This window comes from Streptomyces sp. NPDC013455, assembly GCF_040632975.1.
GTDB lineage: Bacteria > Actinomycetota > Actinomycetes > Streptomycetales > Streptomycetaceae > Streptomyces.
Window position 1 is genome coordinate 325,735 of the sequence record NZ_JBEYCX010000005.1, and the last position, 18,446, is coordinate 344,180.

At 69.8% G+C, this 18,446-nt stretch carries 17 protein-coding genes and 2 pseudogenes; 5 read left to right on the forward strand and 14 right to left on the reverse strand.

Features of this window, described 5'->3' with window-relative positions; translation table 11 throughout:
• Positions 1-63: 63 nt before the first annotated feature.
• From ABZ576_RS11885 to ABZ576_RS11920, 8 genes and pseudogenes are all read right to left on the reverse strand, one after another.
• Positions 64-1,269 (reverse strand): MFS transporter, encoded by a 1,206-nt coding sequence (locus ABZ576_RS11885; protein WP_360739077.1) that lies wholly within the window; start codon positions 1,267-1,269, stop codon positions 64-66.
• Positions 1,270-1,318: 49 nt separating this feature from the next.
• Positions 1,319-2,446, reverse strand: coding sequence for a transaldolase (gene tal, locus ABZ576_RS11890; RefSeq protein WP_360739078.1), 1,128 nt, complete (start codon positions 2,444-2,446; stop codon positions 1,319-1,321).
• Between the two features lie 23 nt (positions 2,447-2,469).
• Positions 2,470-3,303, reverse strand: coding sequence for a mycofactocin-coupled SDR family oxidoreductase (locus ABZ576_RS11895; protein WP_360739079.1), 834 nt, complete (start codon positions 3,301-3,303; stop codon positions 2,470-2,472).
• Positions 3,304-3,368: 65 nt separating this feature from the next.
• Positions 3,369-4,070: a ribulose-phosphate 3-epimerase gene (gene rpe / locus ABZ576_RS11900; protein WP_360739081.1), complete on the reverse strand. Its 702-nt coding sequence runs from the start codon at positions 4,068-4,070 to the stop codon at positions 3,369-3,371.
• Positions 4,067-4,846, reverse strand: coding sequence for an HAD-IA family hydrolase (locus ABZ576_RS11905; RefSeq protein ID WP_360739082.1), 780 nt, complete (start codon positions 4,844-4,846; stop codon positions 4,067-4,069). The genes rpe and ABZ576_RS11905 overlap by 4 nt, the downstream gene beginning before the upstream one ends.
• Before the next feature lie 467 nt (positions 4,847-5,313).
• Entirely contained in the window at positions 5,314-6,252 is a 939-nt protein-coding gene (locus ABZ576_RS11910; protein ID WP_360739083.1) for an SMI1/KNR4 family protein, read from the reverse strand.
• A 157-nt stretch (positions 6,253-6,409) separates the two neighbouring features.
• A pseudogene (locus ABZ576_RS11915) lies at positions 6,410-6,712 on the reverse strand (GNAT family N-acetyltransferase); the annotation flags it as partial.
• A gap of 41 nt (positions 6,713-6,753) precedes the next feature.
• Positions 6,754-7,134, reverse strand: a complete 381-nt coding sequence (locus ABZ576_RS11920) for a helix-turn-helix domain-containing protein (RefSeq protein ID WP_360739084.1) — start codon at positions 7,132-7,134, stop codon at positions 6,754-6,756.
• A gap of 75 nt (positions 7,135-7,209) precedes the next feature.
• On the opposite strand from ABZ576_RS11920, the gene ABZ576_RS11925 reads away from it, so the two are divergent.
• Together ABZ576_RS11925 and ABZ576_RS11930 are read left to right on the forward strand one after the other, a co-directional pair.
• Positions 7,210-7,893: an NAD(P)-binding domain-containing protein gene (locus ABZ576_RS11925; protein WP_360739085.1), complete on the forward strand. Its 684-nt coding sequence runs from the start codon at positions 7,210-7,212 to the stop codon at positions 7,891-7,893.
• Between the two features lie 5 nt (positions 7,894-7,898).
• Positions 7,899-8,063, forward strand: a pseudogene (locus tag ABZ576_RS11930) (IS5/IS1182 family transposase); the annotation flags it as partial.
• Here ABZ576_RS11930 and ABZ576_RS11935 read toward each other — a convergent pair.
• A complete protein-coding gene (locus ABZ576_RS11935) occupies positions 8,043-8,837 on the reverse strand; it encodes a hypothetical protein (RefSeq protein ID WP_360739151.1) in 795 nt (264 codons plus the stop codon). The pseudogene ABZ576_RS11930 and the gene ABZ576_RS11935 sit on opposite strands and share 21 nt — an antisense overlap.
• Positions 8,838-9,349: 512 nt before the next feature.
• Positions 9,350-10,630 (reverse strand): hypothetical protein, encoded by a 1,281-nt coding sequence (locus ABZ576_RS11940; protein ID WP_360739087.1) that lies wholly within the window; start codon positions 10,628-10,630, stop codon positions 9,350-9,352.
• Positions 10,631-10,770: 140 nt separating this feature from the next.
• Here ABZ576_RS11940 and ABZ576_RS11945 point away from each other — a divergent pair, with 140 nt between their 5' ends.
• The 3 genes from ABZ576_RS11945 to ABZ576_RS11955 all read left to right on the forward strand — a co-directional run bounded on the left by ABZ576_RS11945 (position 10,771) and on the right by ABZ576_RS11955 (position 13,018).
• On the forward strand, positions 10,771-11,352 hold the full coding sequence (locus ABZ576_RS11945; protein WP_360739089.1) for a Tat pathway signal protein: 582 nt from the start codon (positions 10,771-10,773) through the stop codon (positions 11,350-11,352).
• Between the two features lie 367 nt (positions 11,353-11,719).
• Positions 11,720-11,998 carry a hypothetical protein gene (locus tag ABZ576_RS11950; protein ID WP_360739091.1) on the forward strand — a complete coding sequence of 93 codons (279 nt, stop codon included), beginning with the start codon at positions 11,720-11,722 and terminating at the stop codon, positions 11,996-11,998.
• A 321-nt stretch (positions 11,999-12,319) separates the two neighbouring features.
• Positions 12,320-13,018, forward strand: coding sequence for a TetR/AcrR family transcriptional regulator (locus ABZ576_RS11955; protein ID WP_360739092.1), 699 nt, complete (start codon positions 12,320-12,322; stop codon positions 13,016-13,018).
• An 812-nt stretch (positions 13,019-13,830) separates the two neighbouring features.
• On the opposite strand, the gene ABZ576_RS11960 is transcribed toward ABZ576_RS11955, so the two are convergent.
• The 4 genes from ABZ576_RS11960 to ABZ576_RS11975 form a co-directional block, all read right to left on the reverse strand.
• The gene (locus tag ABZ576_RS11960; protein WP_360739094.1) at positions 13,831-15,615 is read right to left on the reverse strand and encodes a hypothetical protein; all 1,785 of its coding nucleotides are present in this window, start codon (positions 15,613-15,615) and stop codon (positions 13,831-13,833) included.
• Positions 15,616-15,790: 175 nt separating this feature from the next.
• Positions 15,791-16,204, reverse strand: coding sequence for an NUDIX hydrolase (locus ABZ576_RS11965; protein ID WP_360739096.1), 414 nt, complete (start codon positions 16,202-16,204; stop codon positions 15,791-15,793).
• Between the two features lie 350 nt (positions 16,205-16,554).
• Complete coding sequence (locus tag ABZ576_RS11970) at positions 16,555-17,127, reverse strand: class I SAM-dependent methyltransferase (protein WP_360739097.1); 573 nt, start codon at positions 17,125-17,127, stop codon at positions 16,555-16,557.
• 419 nt (positions 17,128-17,546) lie between these two features.
• Positions 17,547-18,431 (reverse strand): phosphotransferase, encoded by an 885-nt coding sequence (locus ABZ576_RS11975; RefSeq protein WP_360739099.1) that lies wholly within the window; start codon positions 18,429-18,431, stop codon positions 17,547-17,549.
• Between the last annotated feature and the right edge of the window lie 15 nt (positions 18,432-18,446).

The following is an 18,446-nucleotide window of genomic DNA, read 5'->3' on the forward strand; positions in this document are numbered from 1 at the left end:
TGATCGCCTCGCAGGCCCCCGGCGGTACCGCCGGACCGGCGAGGGGTTGTCGTGCGGGCCGGGTCAGCGCACTTTCCTGATGCGGGTGACGGTGACGAGGGCCAGCAGGCCGACGACCATGGTGAACAGGTAGAGAGCGGTGTAGTTGTGGCCGTGGCCGACGGCGAGGAGCAGCGGGGCGAGTGCGGGGCCGATGGACTGGGGGAGGACGTCGGCGCTGTTGATGACGCCGAGGTCCTTGCCCACGTCCTCCGAGCTGGGCAGGACCTCGGTCGCCAGGGCCATGTCGACGGCGAAGTAGCAGCCGGAGCCGACACCGAGCAGGGTCTGCGCGAGGTAGACGGCCGGCAGCGCGTCGGCGACGGCGAGCAGGGCGAGGCCGGCCGCGAGCAGGACCGCGGCCGCGGTGACGAAGATCTTGCGGCGGCCCATGCGGTCGGAGAGCCATCCGCCCAGTGCCGCCGTCACGGCGCTCAGCGTGTAGTTGAGCGTCGTGAGCAGGGCGACGGTGGTGGCGACCGTGCCGCCCGACAGATCGATGTGGTCGGTGAGGTAGTAGGCGAGGTAGGGCACCGGAGCCACGGAGGCGAAGTACGTCAGGAAACGGGTCAGCCACACCCACCCGAAATCCGGATGGCTGCGCGGATCGGTCCAGAAGGTTCCGGCGAACTCGCGCAGGGAGAACGGCCGTTGCCGCTCCGGTGCGCGGGTGTCCTGCAGGGGCAGCGCGAACAGGGCGATGCAGCCGGCGGCGACGGCCGCCGGTACGAGCAGGCCGGCGGGCCCGGCCGAGAAGAGCGCGGCGGCGCCCATCCCGAGGGGGACGGCCAGACGCTGGCTGAAGCCCATGACCCCAGACACCATGCCTCGTTGGTGCAGCGGGACCTGCTCGGGCACGGTGGCCGCGAGTGCGGCGATGGAGGCGTTGAACCCGGCCTGCGCCAGGCACCAGCCGGCGGTGATGGCCGGCACCGACGGCACGAGGGCGACGACGGCGAGACCCGCGCCACCGCCGAGGACGCCGGCGACCAGCCAGGGCCGGCGGCGGCCCCAGGCGGCGGTGGTGCGGTCCGAGAGCCGTCCGGCCAGCGGGTTGGCGAACAGGGCGACGAGCGCGCCGAGGGCCGCGGCGACGGCCAGGCTGCTCTCCTTGTGCTCGGGATCGACGTGTTCGATGCGCAGCGCGAGGGTCACCAGGGCCACGGAGAGGACGGCGCTGTAGAGACCCAGATAGGCCAGGCCGAGCCGGACCACGAAGGCACGTGACACTCGTGGCCCGGCTTCGGTGGGGGGAGTCGGGGACGTCATGGAACGGTGTTCACCGGGTTTTCGTCGCGTGGCGGAAGCGGTCGAGGGAGGCGCCGACGCTGTCGAGGAGTGATGCCCACGCCTCTTCGAACGCCCCGACGCCTTGGTCCTCCAGGAGCTGGACGACCTCGTCGTGATCGATGCCCAGGTCGTGCAGCGCGGACAGTACCCGGGCGGCTTCGTCGTAGTGGGTGCGTACGGTCTCCGGCTGAATGTCGCCGTGGTCGGCGACCGCGGCGAGGGTCTCGGGAGGCAGGGTGTTGACCGTGCCCGGCGTGACCAGCCCGCTGACGTACAGGGTGTCGGGATAGGCGGGGTTCTTCGTGCTGGTGGACGTCCACAGCACGCGCTGGGTACGGGCCCCGGCCGCCCGCAGGGCCTGCCAGCGCGGCGAACGGGTGATGTCCTCGTACGCCCGGTGGGCGAGCCGCGCGGTGGCGAGCCCGGCCCGGCCGCGCAGGTCCAGCGCCTCGGGGCTGCCGATCTTCTCCAGGCGGCGGTCGACCTCGGTGTCCATCCGGGAGACGAAGAAGGACGCCACGGACTCGATGGTGGAGATGTCCCGGCCGTTGCGCAGCGCTGCCTCCAGGCCGGCCTGGTAGGCGTCCGCGACGGCCCGGTAGCGTTCCACGGAGAAGATGAGGGTGACGTTGACGCTGATGCCCTCGGCGATCGCCGCGCTGATGGCGGGCAGCCCCGCGGGAGTGGCGGGGATCTTGACGAGCAGGTTGGGGCGGTCGACCATCCACCACAGGTGCCGCGCCTCCGCCAGCGTCGCCTCGGTGTGGTGGGCGAAGCGGGGGTCGACCTCGAGTGAGATGCGCCCGTCCTGCCCGCCGGTGCGCTGGTGGATGGGGAGCAGGAGGTCGGCGGCGGCGCGCACGTCGGCGGTCGCCAGTGTGCGGACGGCTTCTTCCGGGGTGGCGCCCCGCAGCGAGAGGTCGCGCAGGTCCGCGTCGTAGGCGGATCCCGGGCCGGTGATCGCCTTGTGGAAGATGGACGGGTTGGTGGTGACGCCGACGACTTCTCGTTCGCGTAGGGCGGCGGCCAGGCTGCCGGAGGTGAGGCTCTCGCGGCTCAGGTGATCGAGCCAGACGGACACGCCTGCCTCACTGAGCTGCCGTAAGGGTCCTGCCATGGGGGAGTGGCTCCTTGGTGTCGTCAGGCCTTGATCGCGGCGCCGGCGTCCACGGGCAGGGTCGCGCCGGTGACGTAGCGGGCCTCGTCGGAGGCCAGCCACAGCACCGCGTTGCTGATGTCCGAGGACTCCACCCAGGGCACCGGCATGAGGCTGAGTTCCGTGGCGGCGCGGGCGAACTCCTCACGGGAGGGGTTCTCCACGTCGGGCAGGAGCAGACGACGTCCGGTGGGGTTCTGCACCATGTCGGTGTCCACGTTCCCCGGGTGGATGCTGTTGACCCTGATGAAGTAGGGCGCCAGTTCGTTCGCGAGGGACCTCATCAGCCCCACCAGTCCGTGCTTGGACGCCGCGTAGTGCGACATGTTCGGCCGGCCCAGCGTACCGGCGACGGAGTTGGTGAAGATGATCGAGCCGCCGCGGCCGGCGTCGATCATGTGGGGAACCGTGGCGCGGATGGTGTGCCACGCTCCGGTGAGGTTGACGTCGATCATGTCGTGCCACTGCTTCTCGCTCAGTTCCCAGGAGCGCCCCAGCGAACCGATGCCGGCGTTGGCACACACCACGTCGATGTGGCCGAACTCCGCCAGGCCCGCGGCCACCATCGCCTCCACCTGGTCGAGCCGGCGGACGTCGGCGCCGAGAGTGAGGATCTTGCCGCCCTCCTTCTCCACCAGGCGGCGCGTCTCCTCCAGGTCCTTGGAGGTCGCCAGCGTGTAGTGCGTGCTGCCGACCTCCTCGCAGATGTCGGAGGCGATGATGTGCGCGCCCTCCTGCGCCAGCCGGATGGCGTGCGAACGGCCCTGGCCGCGCGCTGCACCGGTGATCAGTACGACTTTGCCTTCTACGCGTCCCATGTGTGTCTTCCTCTCCATGCCGGATCCGGGAACGGCGGCTGCGCCCGCTGCGGTGGCGCCGCCTGTCACGAGGCGCGCGCGCCCACCGTGCGTGAAGCGTCGGCACGCCGGCGCAAAGCGCGCACGGCGGCGCCGGGGTCCGACGCCGCGTAGACCGCCGACCCGGCCACGAACGAGTCCGCGCCCGCTTCGGCGCACCGCTCGATCGTGCTTTCGTTGACTCCTCCGTCTACCTGCAGCCACAGGGGCACGTCCCTGCCGCCGAATCGGCGGAGCTGGTCGATGATGCGGCGCGCCTGGCGGACCTTGTCGAGCGTGAAGTCCAGGAAACGCTGGCTGCCGAATCCCGGCTCGACCGTCATGATGAGCAGGGTGTCGGCTTCCGCGAGCAGCCCTTCGTACGGCTGCAGGGGAGTGGCCGGATTGAGGGCCAGCCCTGCCTGCGCTCCGGCGGCGCGTATGGACCTGAGCGTGCGTACCGGGGAGTGCGTCGCCTCGGCGTGGATCGTGACGCTCCCCGCACCGGCTTCGGCGTAATCGGGCGCCCACCGGTCGGGGGCCTCCACCCCTAAGTGGATGTCGAGCGGTAAGCGCACTTTCTTCACGAGGGATTCCACGACGGGTAATCCCACCGTGAGGTTCGGTACGAAGTGATTGTCCATGACGTCCACGTGCAGCAGGTCCGCGTCATTGGCCACGGCCTCCGCCTCGTCGGCGAGCCGGGTGAAATCGGCGGCCAGGATGCTGGGCGAGATGCGAATGCTCATACGTGTTTCCCTCCGATGCTGAGAGTGATGCCGCCGGGTTGCACAGAGAAATCGATGGCGCCGACGCCGTCAGCGATGACGTGGGCGTTGCTCAGGGCGCTGACTTCGTGTCGGAATCGCACGGCGACCGCCGTCATGCCGGCGTCCCGTGCGGCGGTGATACCGATGGGGGAATCGTCGATCCCGACGACCGAGGCGGGCTCGAACCCCAGCTTTCGGGCGGCGAGCAGAAAACCTTCCGGATGCGGTTTCGGGTGAACCACGTGATCCGCGCTCACGATCACCTCGGGCACCGGCAGTCCGGCGCTGAGCAGACGCGCCCGGGCCACTTCGGTGTCGTTGGAAGTAACGATTCCCCAGCGCTCGACAGGCAGCGCGGCCAGTACGTCCGCGGCGCCGGGGAGGGCGACGACCTTCGCCACCCTGGCCCGCTCGGCCAGTCGCACCTTCTCCGCCTGCTCTTCCGTCTCCTGTTGCGACAGGTGGGGGAGCAGCGTCCGGATGATATCCGCGCGCTTCTGCCCGTAAAAGGGAGCGAGGTCGAATACGTCACCGAGCCCCACGGACTCGGCCCATTCGTTCCAGCAGTCCTCCGCGTCCGGGTAGGAGTCGATCAGCGTGCCATCGAGGTCGAAAAGGACAGCGTTGCGCAGTACAGCCATGTACTCGCCTTCCGGGCAGGATTGTTCGGCTGGATTGATCACACTACAGGCGCGAACCGGCGCCACCTGGATGCAGCAACCACGTATCAGCCGCACAGAAAGCCGCCAGGCCATCGGTATCACCTGCGGTGATCACATACCGTGAAACATCCCGCCCTTTTTGTCCGTTTTAGGATGGCGGTAAACAGACGTTCTCCAACAGGTGACCAACTCCCCACCCCCTGAACGCCCGAGTCAAACCACACTTCTGCGCCACCAACAATGCACCATTCGGCTTCCGCGCAAGAGAACGGCTCCCTCCGAGGCACTTCCAGGCGGATTCCCGGGTCCGGCTTATTCCCACGGCCTGACCTGGTCACGTCCGGCAATGCCCTCGGTCGTCTGACGGGCTCACCCGCGCGGTAGCGGATGGCGGACTACGGCTCTACAGGCCAAACGACTCGCGCGGCCGGGCCGACCGGGGTTCAACGCCCGGCCCGCACAAGGCAGGTTCAAACGGCAGCCCTCCTACAGGCCGCCGGCTCCTCCCCGAGGCCCGGCCGGCGCCATGCCCGGAGCGGTATCCGCAAGCACCCCGCACGTCAGCCGGTGAACCGCTCCCACAGGGCAGCCTCATCCGCGGCGAGCGGCGGCCCCCATACCAGCCTGCCGCCGATCAGCCCCGGCAGGTAGCCGGTGGCCAGCTGCGGATTCTCCAGCTTGTCGGCCGTCTCCTCCAGCAGCACGCTCAATGTCTGGCCCCCGACAGTGCGCACAGACGTGTCGTCCCAGTGCCCGACGTTGCCCGTCTCGACGTCGAGGAAAAGGCCGAAGCTGATGTCGGTCACCGACCATGAGCAGAACGGAATCCAGGAGGGCTTCCAAACCGTCGAGTCGTCACCGCCCCACCCGACGCCTGGCTGCCGCTGGTCATCCCTGTGCCGCCGGTAGGAGGCAGCCACCGTGCCCAGCGGCATCAACGCCCAGCCGTGCCCGGGCATCACACCCGCCCCCGGGGCGTCCTCGCACCCCGCGCACAACAGCCACAACGCCCGCAGCTCCGCCGGTACACGTACCCCGAGCGCCCGCTCCAGCGCGCCGATCTCGTGCGTGGACGCGCCGGGCAGCAGTGCCGCATGGGTGGCGGGCGCGTGCTGCTCGAGCCAGCCGGTGATCCGCCGCCACGCCTCGGTCACCTGTCGCGCGGCGATCTGCCGCATACGGGGATCCGGCGCGGGCGCGGGGGCCTGCTCCTCGCCGGCGTGGGGGAGTGGCCCGGTCGCCTCGACGTCCCGGATCTCGACCCGGTCTGCTTCCAGCAGGGGCGGACCGTAGGCGTAGCGCACGATCAGGGGTGGGCACGCATCGAAGGTGTCGCTGTCGATCGTCGCCGTGTACAGGCCCAGCCTGCCGGCGCGCTCGCCCAGGCGTGGATCGTCGGCCAGCTGCCGGGCCAGGGTCCTGACCGCGTACAGGACACCGTCGCCGAGCTCGGTGCAGCGAGCGCGTATGTGATCGGGGAGATCGACATCGACGGTCACCGGAGAGCGTGCTCCTAGCGTGGGGCTCGACAGTACGGTTAAGTGCGTTCGGCCGTTCCGGCCAGGGGGACTTGCCGTGCCTCGCGGGTGGCGAGCTCGAGGGGGATTCCTCGGGCGTTTGCGTCGATCATGCTACTCGGCAGGTTCGTGGTGCGCCTCAGGAGAACGTGTAGCCGGCGAAGTCGGCGATGCGGACGTACCCGATGCGCTGGTAGAGGGCATTGCTCGTGGGGTTGTCCGGGTCCGTGAACAGGACGACGTCCGTCGCGCCGGCGGCGAGCGCTGCCCGGCTCGCCCCGACCGTCACGGCGCCCGCGTAGCCGCGGCCCCGCAGGTGGGCCGGGGTGTAGACGGGATCCACCCGGACCATGCCGCCGACGACCGAGGTCGCGGCCGCCATCGAGACGGTGGTGCCGTCCGGGGTCTCCCAGAACGTGAAGTGTCTGTCGCCGAAACGCGATGCATCGCAGCCGGCGGCGTCTGTGCACGCTGTCGACCCGTCTAGCGAGCCGGACGAGAGGACCGTTGCTCAGGAGCGCACGCCGCTTCCTGAGCGGCCATCACCTCATCGCCGTACGCGAAGGCCCACGCGCCGACGGCATCGATGGGTGCCAGCAAGGTCCGCCCGAGAGCCGTGAGTCGGTACTCGACCCGCGATGGAGCGTCGGGGTGTGCCTGCCGGTCGACCAGTCCGTTGAACTGCAGCCGGCGCAGAGTCTCGGTGAGGACCTTGGAGCTGATGCCGCCGATCCGCTCCCGTAGTTGGGCCGGGCGCCTGGGGCCGTCGCGCAGGGCCCAGAGCACCACGGCGTTCCAGGTGTTGGAGAGCAGGTCGAAGGCGAGGCGGGCGCGGCAGTCGGCGAGGAAGGCGTCGGTCGTCACGTACCAAATGGTGCCCGAACAGCTTCCTAGCCTTGGTGTGAACGGTCGAAGCAGGGGACGGAAAGGGACCACGTGATGAGAATCGGCGTGCTGGGAACGGGCAACATGGCCGACGCGCTCGCCACCCACTGGGTGGGGGCTGGGCACGAGGTGATGATCGGGGGACGGGACGCACACAAGGCGGAGCTGCTCGCGACCCGCATGGGCCGCAGCGCGAAGTCTGGCAGTCTGCGTGCGGCGGCCGAGTTCGGCCGGGTGGTGCTGGCCGCGCTGCCCTTCGGGGCGGGAGCGGACGTGGCACGAGACCTGCACGCGGCTCTGGAGGGCAAGGTGCTGCTCGACTGCTCCAACCCGGTCGGGCCGGGCTTCCGGCTGCTGACGGAAGGTGGCCCCTCCGCCGCGCAACGACTGGCTGCGGCGGTACCGGAAGCGCACGTCGTCAAGGCTTTCAACCTCTGCCACGAGGACGTGTGGCGCATGCGGCCACCCGTCTTCGACGGGCGGCCACTGGCCGTGCCGGTCTGCGGGGATGACGCGACGGCCCTTGCGCACGTGTACGAGTTGGTGAGGGACATCGGCTGTGAACCCGTATCCGGCGGCGGTCTCGAACGTGCGGGACTCCTGGAAGCGACCGCCGCGCTGTTCATCACCCTGTGGGTCGGCGAGGGAGCGGACGCCCAGGCAATCGCTCCTCCGCTCGCATATGCGGCCGGCCCGAGCCACCAGGAAGCGGAGGTCGGCCCGGCGGCTTTCCGCTAGGCCCTAGCCTTTGCCGACTCGAACGGAACGCCGACCGGCTCCGCGACGTCGTCGAGCGCCGCCTGCACGAACTCGAACACGACAAGGCCCTCGCCACCCGCCACGACGAACGAGCCCGCCACCACCAGGCCATGGTCACCCTCGCCTGCCTACGACTGTGGCTGCCCTGACTTTGCGGACACCGCCCAGGCCGTCGGGTCCCAGACCCCATGGAAGAGCGCCAGCTCCAACAGGTCCGGGCTCGGCGAGTCGGGCCACCCGACACCGGCCGAGGCGAGCTGTGCGGAGGCGGCTGTCATCCATTGCAGGTACATGTCGTACCGGTGCGGTGTCCAGCCGCCGTCCGACCAAGTCCAGGCCGCGATCGCTTCCGCGGAGGGAAGACCCATGACCGCCCCGACCCGCGCTGCGTGACGGCGTAGGACACGCGCGACCCTGCGATCGAGGATGAGCGCACGAGGTACGCCTGAGGAGGCCATCGCCAGAGAGAGGAAGTACAGGAGCTTGGTGAAGAACGCCGGGCCCAAGCCCTTAACCACTCCCTGCATAGCCCTGTAGCCTGCGACCGCGTCCTCTTCACGCAGAGCCAAGGCCGCCTGCGCGACCGCCGTGTCGACTGCGTCGCCCTCCAGAATTCCCTTGAGGCGGTGGGGGCCATACGCGGTCCTGCCCTGGCCCCACACATACGAGGCCACGAGAGCCTCGGACCACTCATGCCGTTCACATGCCGCTTGCACCGCAGCGACCACTTGAGTACGGCTGACCATCGCCACAGTTCCCTGGCTCCGGTCCGGAAACACCCGAGGCCACGGCTCGACACCCGTCCATTGCGCAGGCAGGTACTCGACGGCGTGACCACCAACGCCAGCCGCGTACCGCGCTCCACCTTCGGCTAGCCAACCCCCGATGGCGTGAACCGCAGACGCCGGCAACAGCCGTCTCATAAGTTCCGCGTCCAGCGCATCCGCGAGGTCTTGTCTTCTCACCTCCGCCCCCTCAAAGCCACGAAGCCGCAATCCTGCCAGGCCTCCGTAGGAGGCGTACGACCCGAAGCCGGACGTCGACTTCACCCCGCTGCGCGGCCTGGATCCGGCCGCCGCCGGCTTCGGCCGACCTGCCTGACCGTCCCGCCCGCTCCCGAAGGGACTTCCCGGTCTCGGTGTCAAGCGCGCACGACGCTCGGGTCTTCGTGCGGAACGCTTCTGCCGTGTGACAAGTTGCTGCCTATCCGGGGCGCCGTGCTCGCGGACGCGCCATGATCCTGGGGTGTCGGTTCGCCGGTGGAGGCGGTCCACCGAAGCGGGAGGGCAGACAGTACGCGACCAACTCCTCGGGCGCCGTTACCGGTTGGTGCGGCAGCTCGGCGAGACCGGCACGGGGGACAGCAGAGTCCCGTTCCTGGTGATGGAACTGGTCCGCGGCGAGGGCCTGGACGCGATGCTGCGCCGCGGCGCCGTCACCCTGCAGGACGCGGCCCGGTCATTGGCGGCGCCTCCACCAGGTCCGGCTTCCAGATGACCCGGTCGAGGTAGACGTTCGCGGTGGGGGACAGCTCGTACGAGCCCGCGTTCGCGTGCTCGGCGAGTACCCAGCCGACGCCTTGATACGCGGCGGGCGCCTCTTCCCGGGGCACGCTGCATTGCCCGGGATCCGTGATGACGGTCTTCCCCGCCGGGATGCTGAGCGGATGGGCGCTCGTCGCCTTCGGACAGGGGTGGAATGCGGTGGCTTGCACATACTCCAGGCGGATCTTGACCGTGGATGCTGCCCGGCCCTGGTTGGTGAGTTTGAGGGCGAAGGACACGCGCTCCGGCTCTACCCGTGCGCACACCCTCCAGGTGACCGCCTCCGGACCGTGGAAGGGAGCGCTGCATCGGCTGTCCTCGCCGAGGACTCCCTTTTCCAGTGCTCCGGGAGCAGCAGTGGCGCCCGTCTCCGCGGAAGCGCTCTCTTTACCGGCCGACGAAACAGGCCCTTCGGCCGTGTCGCCGTTCCAGATCCAGGCTCCCAGTACGCCGCCGACTGAGAGCGTCGCGAGAACAGCGGAAGTGATCTTCGCCTTCCTGGGGATGCGATCCCGTCGGCGCGCCCGTCGCGGGCTGTCCTGGGTGACCGGTTGACGGCCGGCGGGACCGGGCCGGCCAAGGCCGTGCGGCTCCCCGCCGCCGGCTGAGCTCTTGACCGGTGAGACGGAAGTGCCGGGACCGAGACCAGGACCAACAGGCAGGTCACCGTCCGTGGGGGACAGGGCGGCAGCTTCGTTCCCTTCCTCCGTAGCGCCGACAGGTGCCTCTGCACAGGTGACGGTGCCAGACGGTGCCCCGGTGAGGCGCTGGAGATGATCTCCCGCTCGCTTCCTCCAGTCCCTGCCGTGAACCGTCAACTGTCTCTGCAGGCAATCCACCTGGCCGGCCAACTGCATCAGGCGGGTGGACTCGCCTTCTTGCCGCTGAAGGACTCGCAGCACTTCCTGAGTAAGCCTTGCGCCGGGGAGAGCTGCTCCGCCTTTCCAGATCTGCTCCCGGCCGCCGAGCCACCGGGAGACGTTCCCCCGGTTGACGTTCAGCCCGTTGGCGAGCACCTTCTGCGGTCGTCCGTTGAGCGCAACCTTCACCTCCTGGGACCAGGCGTCGAGGGCGTCAGCGAAGTCCTCGGCCAGTTTCTCGAACGATGGTGGTGAATGCCCCACCTGAACACCCCTTCTTTGTTGCACCGTGACGATGAAAGCGCTGGTCACAGCGGTGCAAGTTGTACTGCAACATGCACCGCTCCGACCGTGTGGCCTCTCTCGAATCCCCTTGGCACTGTCGATTCCGGCGGCGCTGCACCGCGTCGCCGAAGCCCACAACTCACGCAACACCGAGAGAGGAACGCACCATGATTCGAACGAACGTACGTGCGCGTCGTGCTGCATTGACCGTCCTGGCGGCGGCGCTGATCGGCTCCGCGACGCCCGCCCTTCTGCCCACCCCTGCGAACGCCGCACCGCTCGGCCGCGTGTGCCTGTTCCAGGACAAGGAGGGGGCCCGCGGGGCCGGCCACGTGGCCTGGGCCATCCGCGACCCGAAGAACTCCAGCCACTGGATCTGGGGCGCGACGGAGAACGCCGAGGGAGACAGCTACACCGCGCCGGGCAAGAACAACGGCAGCTGGATCAAGGGCGGCAGCTGGACGCAGCTGCGCGGCAGCGTCAGCCTGACCCGCTACGACTACTACCGATGCATCAACACCGCGAACGGCGATCTCACGACCGCCCAGCAGACGTACCGCCAGATGAAGGCCAACGGCTACGCCGTGCTGACCAACAACTGCCTCACCAAGTCGCTCGCGATCTTCCGCAGCTACAGCCCGGCCCTGACCAGCGCCTACCTGCCCGACGGCAAGTCCAAGGCGCCCAACTACTACTTCACCACCTCGCTGAACAACTCGCGGGGCTGGGAGCCGCCCCGCGCCTACTGACCGACTCCGCCCGCCTCCGAGGTACTCACACCGACCACGAAAGGAACGACCACCATGTGCCAGCGATGCAAGGGTGACGGCAAGTGCACCACCTGCGGCGGCTCCGGCTACCGGGGCGTGTGGAAGTGCGACAGCTGCCGAGGCAGTGGGGACTGCAAGGCGTGTGACGGTCGCGGCTGAGCGCGGCCGAACCAGGCGGGCAGGGGCTTCAGCCCCTGCCCCTCGCCCTCGCAGGCATGCGGACGGCGACGGCGCGCGTGGAGACTGTCGCGCTGCTCTGCCTGACCAGCAGACCAGGTCGAGCCCTGATGCAGTTCCCGGCGCGCGCGGAGCGAGCCGCCGGCACCAGTGACAAGGAGACAGGTGGATGACTACATGGTTGATCACCGCTGAGGAGACCGTCATAGCCGACGGGGCGGCACCCCATCGGCAGATCGAGATCATTCGGAAGGTGCATGGGAACAAGACCCGGGAAGAGGCACTCGTCGAGCTGCACAAGGCGGCCAAGAGCCACGTGCCCGACTCACTCAAGGGCACCTCACGCGTAGTGGGACGCGACAGCGACGGCTCCTGCTGGATACTGCCGAAGAACGGCAAGGGCCACCCCCCATGCGTCATCCGTTTCGTCGAGCAGATACATCCCTGAGTAGTGCTGTCCGGCAACCGAGGAGGGGTGCCCCTCGCCACCTGGTCATGCACGGGTGTGCGAGGGGCGGGCTCCACTTCCGCTCGCCGCGGTGCCGGACCCGTTCCGCGCTGCGTGGCCATGCGCTGTCCCTTCGCGGCTCCGGGTGATGATTCGTGATACCCGGAAACCTAGTGAAGAGTATTAACCACGTAACATAGCCTCACTGCAAGTCATACGATCCGGTAACTGCCGGATCGAGACGGCGAGTTGCTTGTGCCAAGCGCCAGAGAGGTGTGGGTGAGTATGCGACCGTCCGCCGAGGGGGACGCCGCTCGGTCCGTGTCACGCCGTGAGCGGCTGCGCGCCGAACTGGAGCGCGATGCGCTCACGGCGGCGCGCGAGCTCATCGCCTCGCAGGGCGCCGAGGCCCTGAGCCTGTCCGCGGTGGCCCGGAAAGTGGGCGTCACTCCACCGGCGTTGTATCGGTACTTCGACGGGAAGGCGGGCCTGACGCTCGCTGTCTACGAAGCGGTCACACGTGACTTCGTCACGATCGTCGCGGAGGCGGCAGGTGCCCGAGACCCGGAAGATTTCGGCGGCCAGCTCTACGCGGCCACCCGGGCGGTGCTGGACTGGTCGGTCGCCCACCCCGGTGAGTTCGACCTGCTCATGGGCGCCGGCTACGCACGGCTGGTCGCCTCGGGGAGCTACGTCGACCAGGTACTGGTCCGGGAGTTGGGCGGCCTGTTCGGACGGACCTTCGTGCAACTGTGGCGTCGGGGCATCCTGCCACATCCGGCAGAAGAACAGCTGGAGCCGCGGCTTCGGGCGCAGGTGGCGGCCTACCGGCGGCTGATGGGGCACGACTACCCGGTCGGTGTCGCCATGGTGATGATCACATGCTGGCGACAGATCTACGGACTGCTTTGCATGGCCGTCTACGGACATCTGGCCTCGTCGTTCGACGATTGCCTGCCCTTGTTCGAGAACATGATGGACGACCTGCTCGCCCTGTGCGGCGTACCGCGCGAGCGGTGACCACGCGTCGCATGGCTTTCGACGGGCACTATCGCTTCTGTCCGCACTGACACTCATCGGTGCCGAGGAGACCGAAGGGCTCCGGACAGGACCTCAGGTCGCTCAAGGACCTTTTCGACTGGAACGGAGCTCGTCCGTGTCGACCGTCGTCAGCGCCACGCTCAGCGGCACACCGGTGCCAGCGGCGGCGGCCAGGCGCTCACGTACCTGACGCGGTGTTCGAGGACGCCAGCCGGGCCCATCACAGCAGCCGGAGTGGAACGTGACACCCGCCTTCAGTAGAACGGTCAACGTCCGCCACCCAGCGGTGTCGCGCCTCTTCGGCACAGCGAGGTCCTGACCCGCGTCGATCATCTCTCCACCGCAGCGCGGGCATCGGCTTGCTGACACGCCGCGCTTCTTGAACGAGGAACGGCAGGGCAAGCACACGTAATGCCGGTTCGGTGTCCCCCCACGAAAGCACATCGCACCAGTATGGCAGGGGCACTTTGCCCATCCCGGCGATAATGAAGCGACGTACCAGGCGGCGAACCCTCATCGCGGCTTCCGCTTCGGGCAGCGGCAGCTTGCGGGATGTATCCCGGAGAGATGGACGCCGACCTCCGTGAGGCGCTAGGGAACAGCGGCCTGTCCGTGTCAGTCATACGAAATTCCTGGTACGGGCGAACACCGCCGACCCCTCACCGACCGGCTCCCTGGGACCACGAGCGGTACCACCCGACCGAGCCCCCGCTGCGGAACTGACCGTACTGCAGCCGGGGGCCGCTCGGCCGTCTCAGCTGCGGACGCCGGTGCGGCCGGACCCCGTACGGTCAGGGGTGCCGCAACGCGATGAGGTCGGTCCCGTACGGGTTCGTCAGGTCGATGGTCTCCGGTTCGGGCACGATCCGTGCCTCGCGCCCGTACTGGAGACACGTGGACTCGATGGCGGCCGGCGCCCCTTCGTTCCGCAGGCCGACCTGGACGCCGGTCTTGTTGTTGTATTCGTCCATCAGCTGGGCGTTGCGGGTCCAGTCCGGATTCGCCTTGCCGTCCCGCTCATGGGCCGCGGCCATCCGTTCGGCGAAGCCCCGGTTGGCGCCCTCGGTCATCAGACCGTTCCAGATGCAGTGCCGTGCGGCGTCGATCCGGTTGTCATCGGTCTCCGTCGCCTCGGGGAACGCGTCCTTCGACAGGTTGTACGCCGGCCCACGCGCGTTGTGTACCCGGTAGCAGTCGTAGGGCTCGCTCTCGCACACGCTGCGCTGCTGGATGCCGGTGGACCACCATTGGTCGAGGGTCCCCCCTCGTGCCGCGATCGCGAGGAACTCGATCGGGTACGCGGTCGCGTCGCCGAGCCGCAGGCGCAACCTGTTGCCCTCGAAGCCCGCCTGGACGGGCACCGCCGCTCCGTTCGAGTCGAACCCCAGGGGCAGCCCGACACCGGCGACGACCGCTCCTGCCGAGTCGACGAGTTCCACCCGTTGCGGGGTCGCACGCAGGGTGTAGCCGGCAGGTGCGCCGACCAGCACGTCCAGTGACGTGGGGGCGCTGCTGTCCAGCCGGACCAGTGACATCTCCAACGAGCCGTCATCCGCCACGCGCCGGAACCGGGCACTGAAGCCCGGGCCGTTCAGGACGACGCCGTCGGGCACCGTCGCGGGCTGGAGCGGGCCGGCCGACGGCACGCCCAGCGATAACGAGACCCCTGGGGCGACGGGCACCATCACGCCCGAACTGTAGATGTGGTCGCGCTGGAACCGTTGTTCCTGGACGCCGCCCGGGTGCGTGACCGGGTCGGCTGTGGGATAGCCGTACGCACTCGCCTCGTAACCGGCGCGGGACCACTGGTCCAGGACGGCGGCGGTGACCGGATGCGCACCCGTGTCGGGTGACCAGTAGACGACGCCGTGTTCGAACCTGTTCATGCGGCCCCGGCCGTCGGGGAGTCGGATCTCGTCGCTGGTCGGGTAGCCGAGCGGGCCGCCTTCCCACCCGGTCTCGCCCCACTTGTCGCGGATCGCCCCGGTGACGTAGTAGGCCTCGTTGAGGCGCCAGTAGATCGTGCCACCCTGGAAATACTGGCGGCGGCCGATGTTGTCCGGGTTGACGATCTCGTCCGAGGTCGGATACCCGAGCGGCCCGGCTTCCCAGCCGTTGCGCTGCCAGGCGGCGAAGAAGTGGTTGACCACGGGGTGCGCGCCGCTGTCCGCCGACCAGTAGATGGGCCCGTTCTGGAACACCGAACGCTTCCCATGCCCGTCGGGGTTGGTCAGCTCGTTCGACGTCGGATACAGCAGGAAGCTGTTGGGGCCGCCGATTGCGTTGTACTTGTCACGGATGGCACCACACACCTCGTACGGCGCAGGCCAGTACACCTGGCAGTCGGCGGCGGCACCCCGCCTGGCCTCCATGGTTTCGGCCTTGTCGGCCTCGGCCTTACTGAACCCGCGTGGCACGGATTCTCGGTCCGAGCGCATCTGGCCGGGGGTGACCCGGCTCTTCGGTGCGGCCGTGGGCCGCCATGCCGACGAGTCGGGTACCGCGGAGGCGACCGTGGCCCCGGCCGCCATCGTGATCATCATGACCATGGGTAACAGCAGACGCCGTGTGAACACCGCGGTCCCCCTCCTTCGCCGTCCGCACCAGTAGACCGCACTGTCAGGCCGGCAACCAGACCGCCTCGATGACCAGCCGCGCCGGCAGCCACTGGCTCAGCGCGCCCCTGTACGAACGGGTCGCGACACGGGTCCGTGATTGCCCGCGACCGTACGGCGATGCAGCCGTCATGGCTCAGGCGCGGCCGTGGGAGCGGTAGGCCTGGAAGCCGGCGGGCGGGTGATCGAGCGGCAGCTCCGGGTTCCAGGCGGTCAGGCACTGGGAGCTGGGTACGAACAGCGGGCCGGGCAGGCCGTCCAGGGGCCAGGATCGCCAGGCGCCGATGGCCTCCTCACGCTGCTGCGGGAGGCCGGACCACCGGGTGACGACGACGGGCACCGTCACCCGGACGACGTCGCCGACCCGGTCCAGGAGGGTGCCGAGCACCCGTACGTCGCGGGGCTCGGCCAGGAGTCCGGCTTCCTCGTGGAGTTCGCGGACGGCGGCCCGGGCGAAGCTCTCGCCCGGCTCGACGGTTCCGCCGGCGAGTTCCCACGTACGGCGCCGGTGCCGCCCGAGCAGGACTCCGTCCGGACCGTGCACGATCACGCCGACCCCCAGCGCGGTGTTCGGCGGTGGTGGCGCGCTGGTGCGGGGGCGGCTCGGTACGCCGGTGCTGGGCGGGGGAGGCGTCCACCGCGGTGACATCGCAGCCCCGGGCGGCGAGGTGGGCGGCGTGCCGGCCGAGGCCGCTGCCGAGGTCGAGGACGCGCAGCCCGTTCACGTCACCGAAGGCTTCGACACCGGGGCCGGTGTCCGGGATGCCCCAGTCCCACCGGTCCAGCTCGGGCAACCCGAGCCCCCTGGCGAGCTGGTGGTCGCCGTAGGTGTTCCAGGTCTCGACGGTGTCCTTCTCGGTAGTCACCGGGTCCTCCATCGGATCGAGGGGCGGGCGGGGCTCAAGGGCGCAGTGCGTAGCAGCGCAGGACGTCGAGGTCGGTGGTGTGGACGGCGGACCAGCCCGCGGTGAGAATCCCGGCCTGAGCGGGAGTGATGCCGAGGTGCCGCAAGGGGTCCGTGGCGGCGCGGCGCCCGGCGATCTCGGTGACCACCCAGAAGGTCCCGCCTGGGGCCAGGAGGCGGCGGACGCGGTCGAGGAAGGCCGCCTTGTCGTCGATCCACCGGTAGACCAGGCGGCAGGTGATGACCGCGTACGCCGGCTCCGGCAGGGCGCCGAGGTCGTCGGTGGTGACGTCCATGCATCGCCAGACCGGGCCGTGGCCGGGCCCGGGGTCCTGGGCGGCGGCAAGTGCGACGGCGCTGGGGGAGCAGTCGATGCCGGTCGTGCGGTAGCCGAGTGCGGCGAGGCGCCGGGCCAGCGAGCCGTCGCCACAGCCGATGTCGAGGGCCGGGTGGTCGAGGCCGGGGCCGAGGTGGTCCTCCAGCAGGCGGTTCTCGGTGTCGTCGAGCTGCCGGTAGCGGCGGCCCTGGGCCCAGAGCGGTTCCCAATAGGCCGTGGACGCGGTGGTCATGAGGCTCCTTCACGGTCAGGATGTACGGCCGCGCGGGCGGGGAGTTCCCGATGCGCGCGGATGGGGGAGGCCGGCAGCACGACGACGGGCACGACCCGGAGGAGTGCGCCGACCGAGGGGGCGGCCCGGATGTCGAGGGGGAGGGCGGCGGCCGGGACGGTCGCGGCCCCGTGCCGCGACCGTCACGAAGCTTCCCCCGGCACCGGGCCGGGACCGTCACGAAGCCCCCCGGCACCGGGCCGGGACCGTCACGAAGCCCCCCCGGCACCGGGCCGGGACCGTCCCGGAGCCTCCCCCGGTCGTCGCCGCCCGGGCAGCAGCATGCCGCGCCCGCCCTAGCCCCGTGCCACGACTGTCCCCGAGCCATCCTCCGGCACCGGTCGCTTCCGGGAAGCGCGTCATGCTCCGGCGTACTTCGCTCACGGTCGGTCCTCCTTCATGAGCCGGTCCAGAGTCCGCCGGCCCCGGGCGGTGACCTCGGGATGGCCGTTGTCCGGGCCCCAGGCCAAGCAGTTGACCGCGTCCAGCGCGGTCAGACAGCGCAGCGCGTGCCGCTCGTCCCGGGTGAGCACTCGCCCGTACGACCGGAGGAATGCCTGCTCGCGGTCCGGGTGATCGAGCCACTCGGTGACGGCGAGGATGACAAGGTCCTGTACGCAAGCGGCCGGCCGGGTCCGCTCGAAGTCCACGAACGCGAGCCCCGCCTCGGACCACAGCCAGTTCCGCGGCTGGTTGTCGCCGTGGATGTATCCCTGCGGCACAGGGCCGACGCGGCGGAGGCGGGCAGCGTAGGCGCGGACCAGCTGCCGCTCGTCCCCGGTGAGCCGATCCCCGGCGCGGCCCAGGTACTTCTCCGCGCCGTCGGCCGCGGCCGTCAACGACGCCTCGGCCTCCGCCCGGTCGGAGCGGTCGAGTTCACCGGCTTCATGGAGCCGGGCGCACAGCATGCCGGCCTGCGCGTGCACGGCCCGCCACGCGGCGCAGGACAGGCCCAGGCCCGGCGCCGGATCACCGGGGGCGACCGTGAGCAGCATGGCCAGGTCGTCCGCGCGGCTGTCGAGGAGCTGGGGCGCACGGTTGTGCCCGAGCGCGGGAACGACATGGCGGTAGGCCCTGGTCTCGCGGGCGAAGAACTTCACCGAGGGCGAGACCTTCACGTACCAGCGGGCCCCTCTCTCGCCGGCCAGCTCCCAGACCCGGGAGCGGTGCCAGTCGTGCGAGGCGTCGCGTACGGCCGCGACCGGCCCGGTCCGCTGCTCCGCCCAGTGCCGCACCGTCGTGGGCAGGGGCTTGGTCTGCCTCACGCCGTGCACCTCGCG

What these genes read in the sequence shown, in the direction of transcription:
- tal (WP_360739078.1), bottom strand. Translation starts at nt 2,446, where the DNA reads ATGGCAGGACCCTTACGGCAGCTCAGTGAGGCAGGCGTGTCCGTCTGG.
- ABZ576_RS11895 (WP_360739079.1), bottom strand. Translation starts at nt 3,303, where the DNA reads ATGGGACGCGTAGAAGGCAAAGTCGTACTGATCACCGGTGCAGCGCGC.
- rpe (WP_360739081.1), bottom strand. Translation starts at nt 4,070, where the DNA reads ATGAGCATTCGCATCTCGCCCAGCATCCTGGCCGCCGATTTCACCCGG.
- ABZ576_RS11905 (WP_360739082.1), bottom strand. Translation starts at nt 4,846, where the DNA reads ATGGCCTGGCGGCTTTCTGTGCGGCTGATACGTGGTTGCTGCATCCAG.
- ABZ576_RS11925 (WP_360739085.1), top strand. Translation starts at nt 7,210, where the DNA reads ATGAGAATCGGCGTGCTGGGAACGGGCAACATGGCCGACGCGCTCGCC.
- ABZ576_RS11935 (WP_360739151.1), bottom strand. Translation starts at nt 8,837, where the DNA reads ATGAGACGGCTGTTGCCGGCGTCTGCGGTTCACGCCATCGGGGGTTGG.
- ABZ576_RS11945 (WP_360739089.1), top strand. Translation starts at nt 10,771, where the DNA reads ATGATTCGAACGAACGTACGTGCGCGTCGTGCTGCATTGACCGTCCTG.
- ABZ576_RS11950 (WP_360739091.1), top strand. Translation starts at nt 11,720, where the DNA reads ATGACTACATGGTTGATCACCGCTGAGGAGACCGTCATAGCCGACGGG.
- ABZ576_RS11970 (WP_360739097.1), bottom strand. Translation starts at nt 17,127, where the DNA reads ATGACCACCGCGTCCACGGCCTATTGGGAACCGCTCTGGGCCCAGGGC.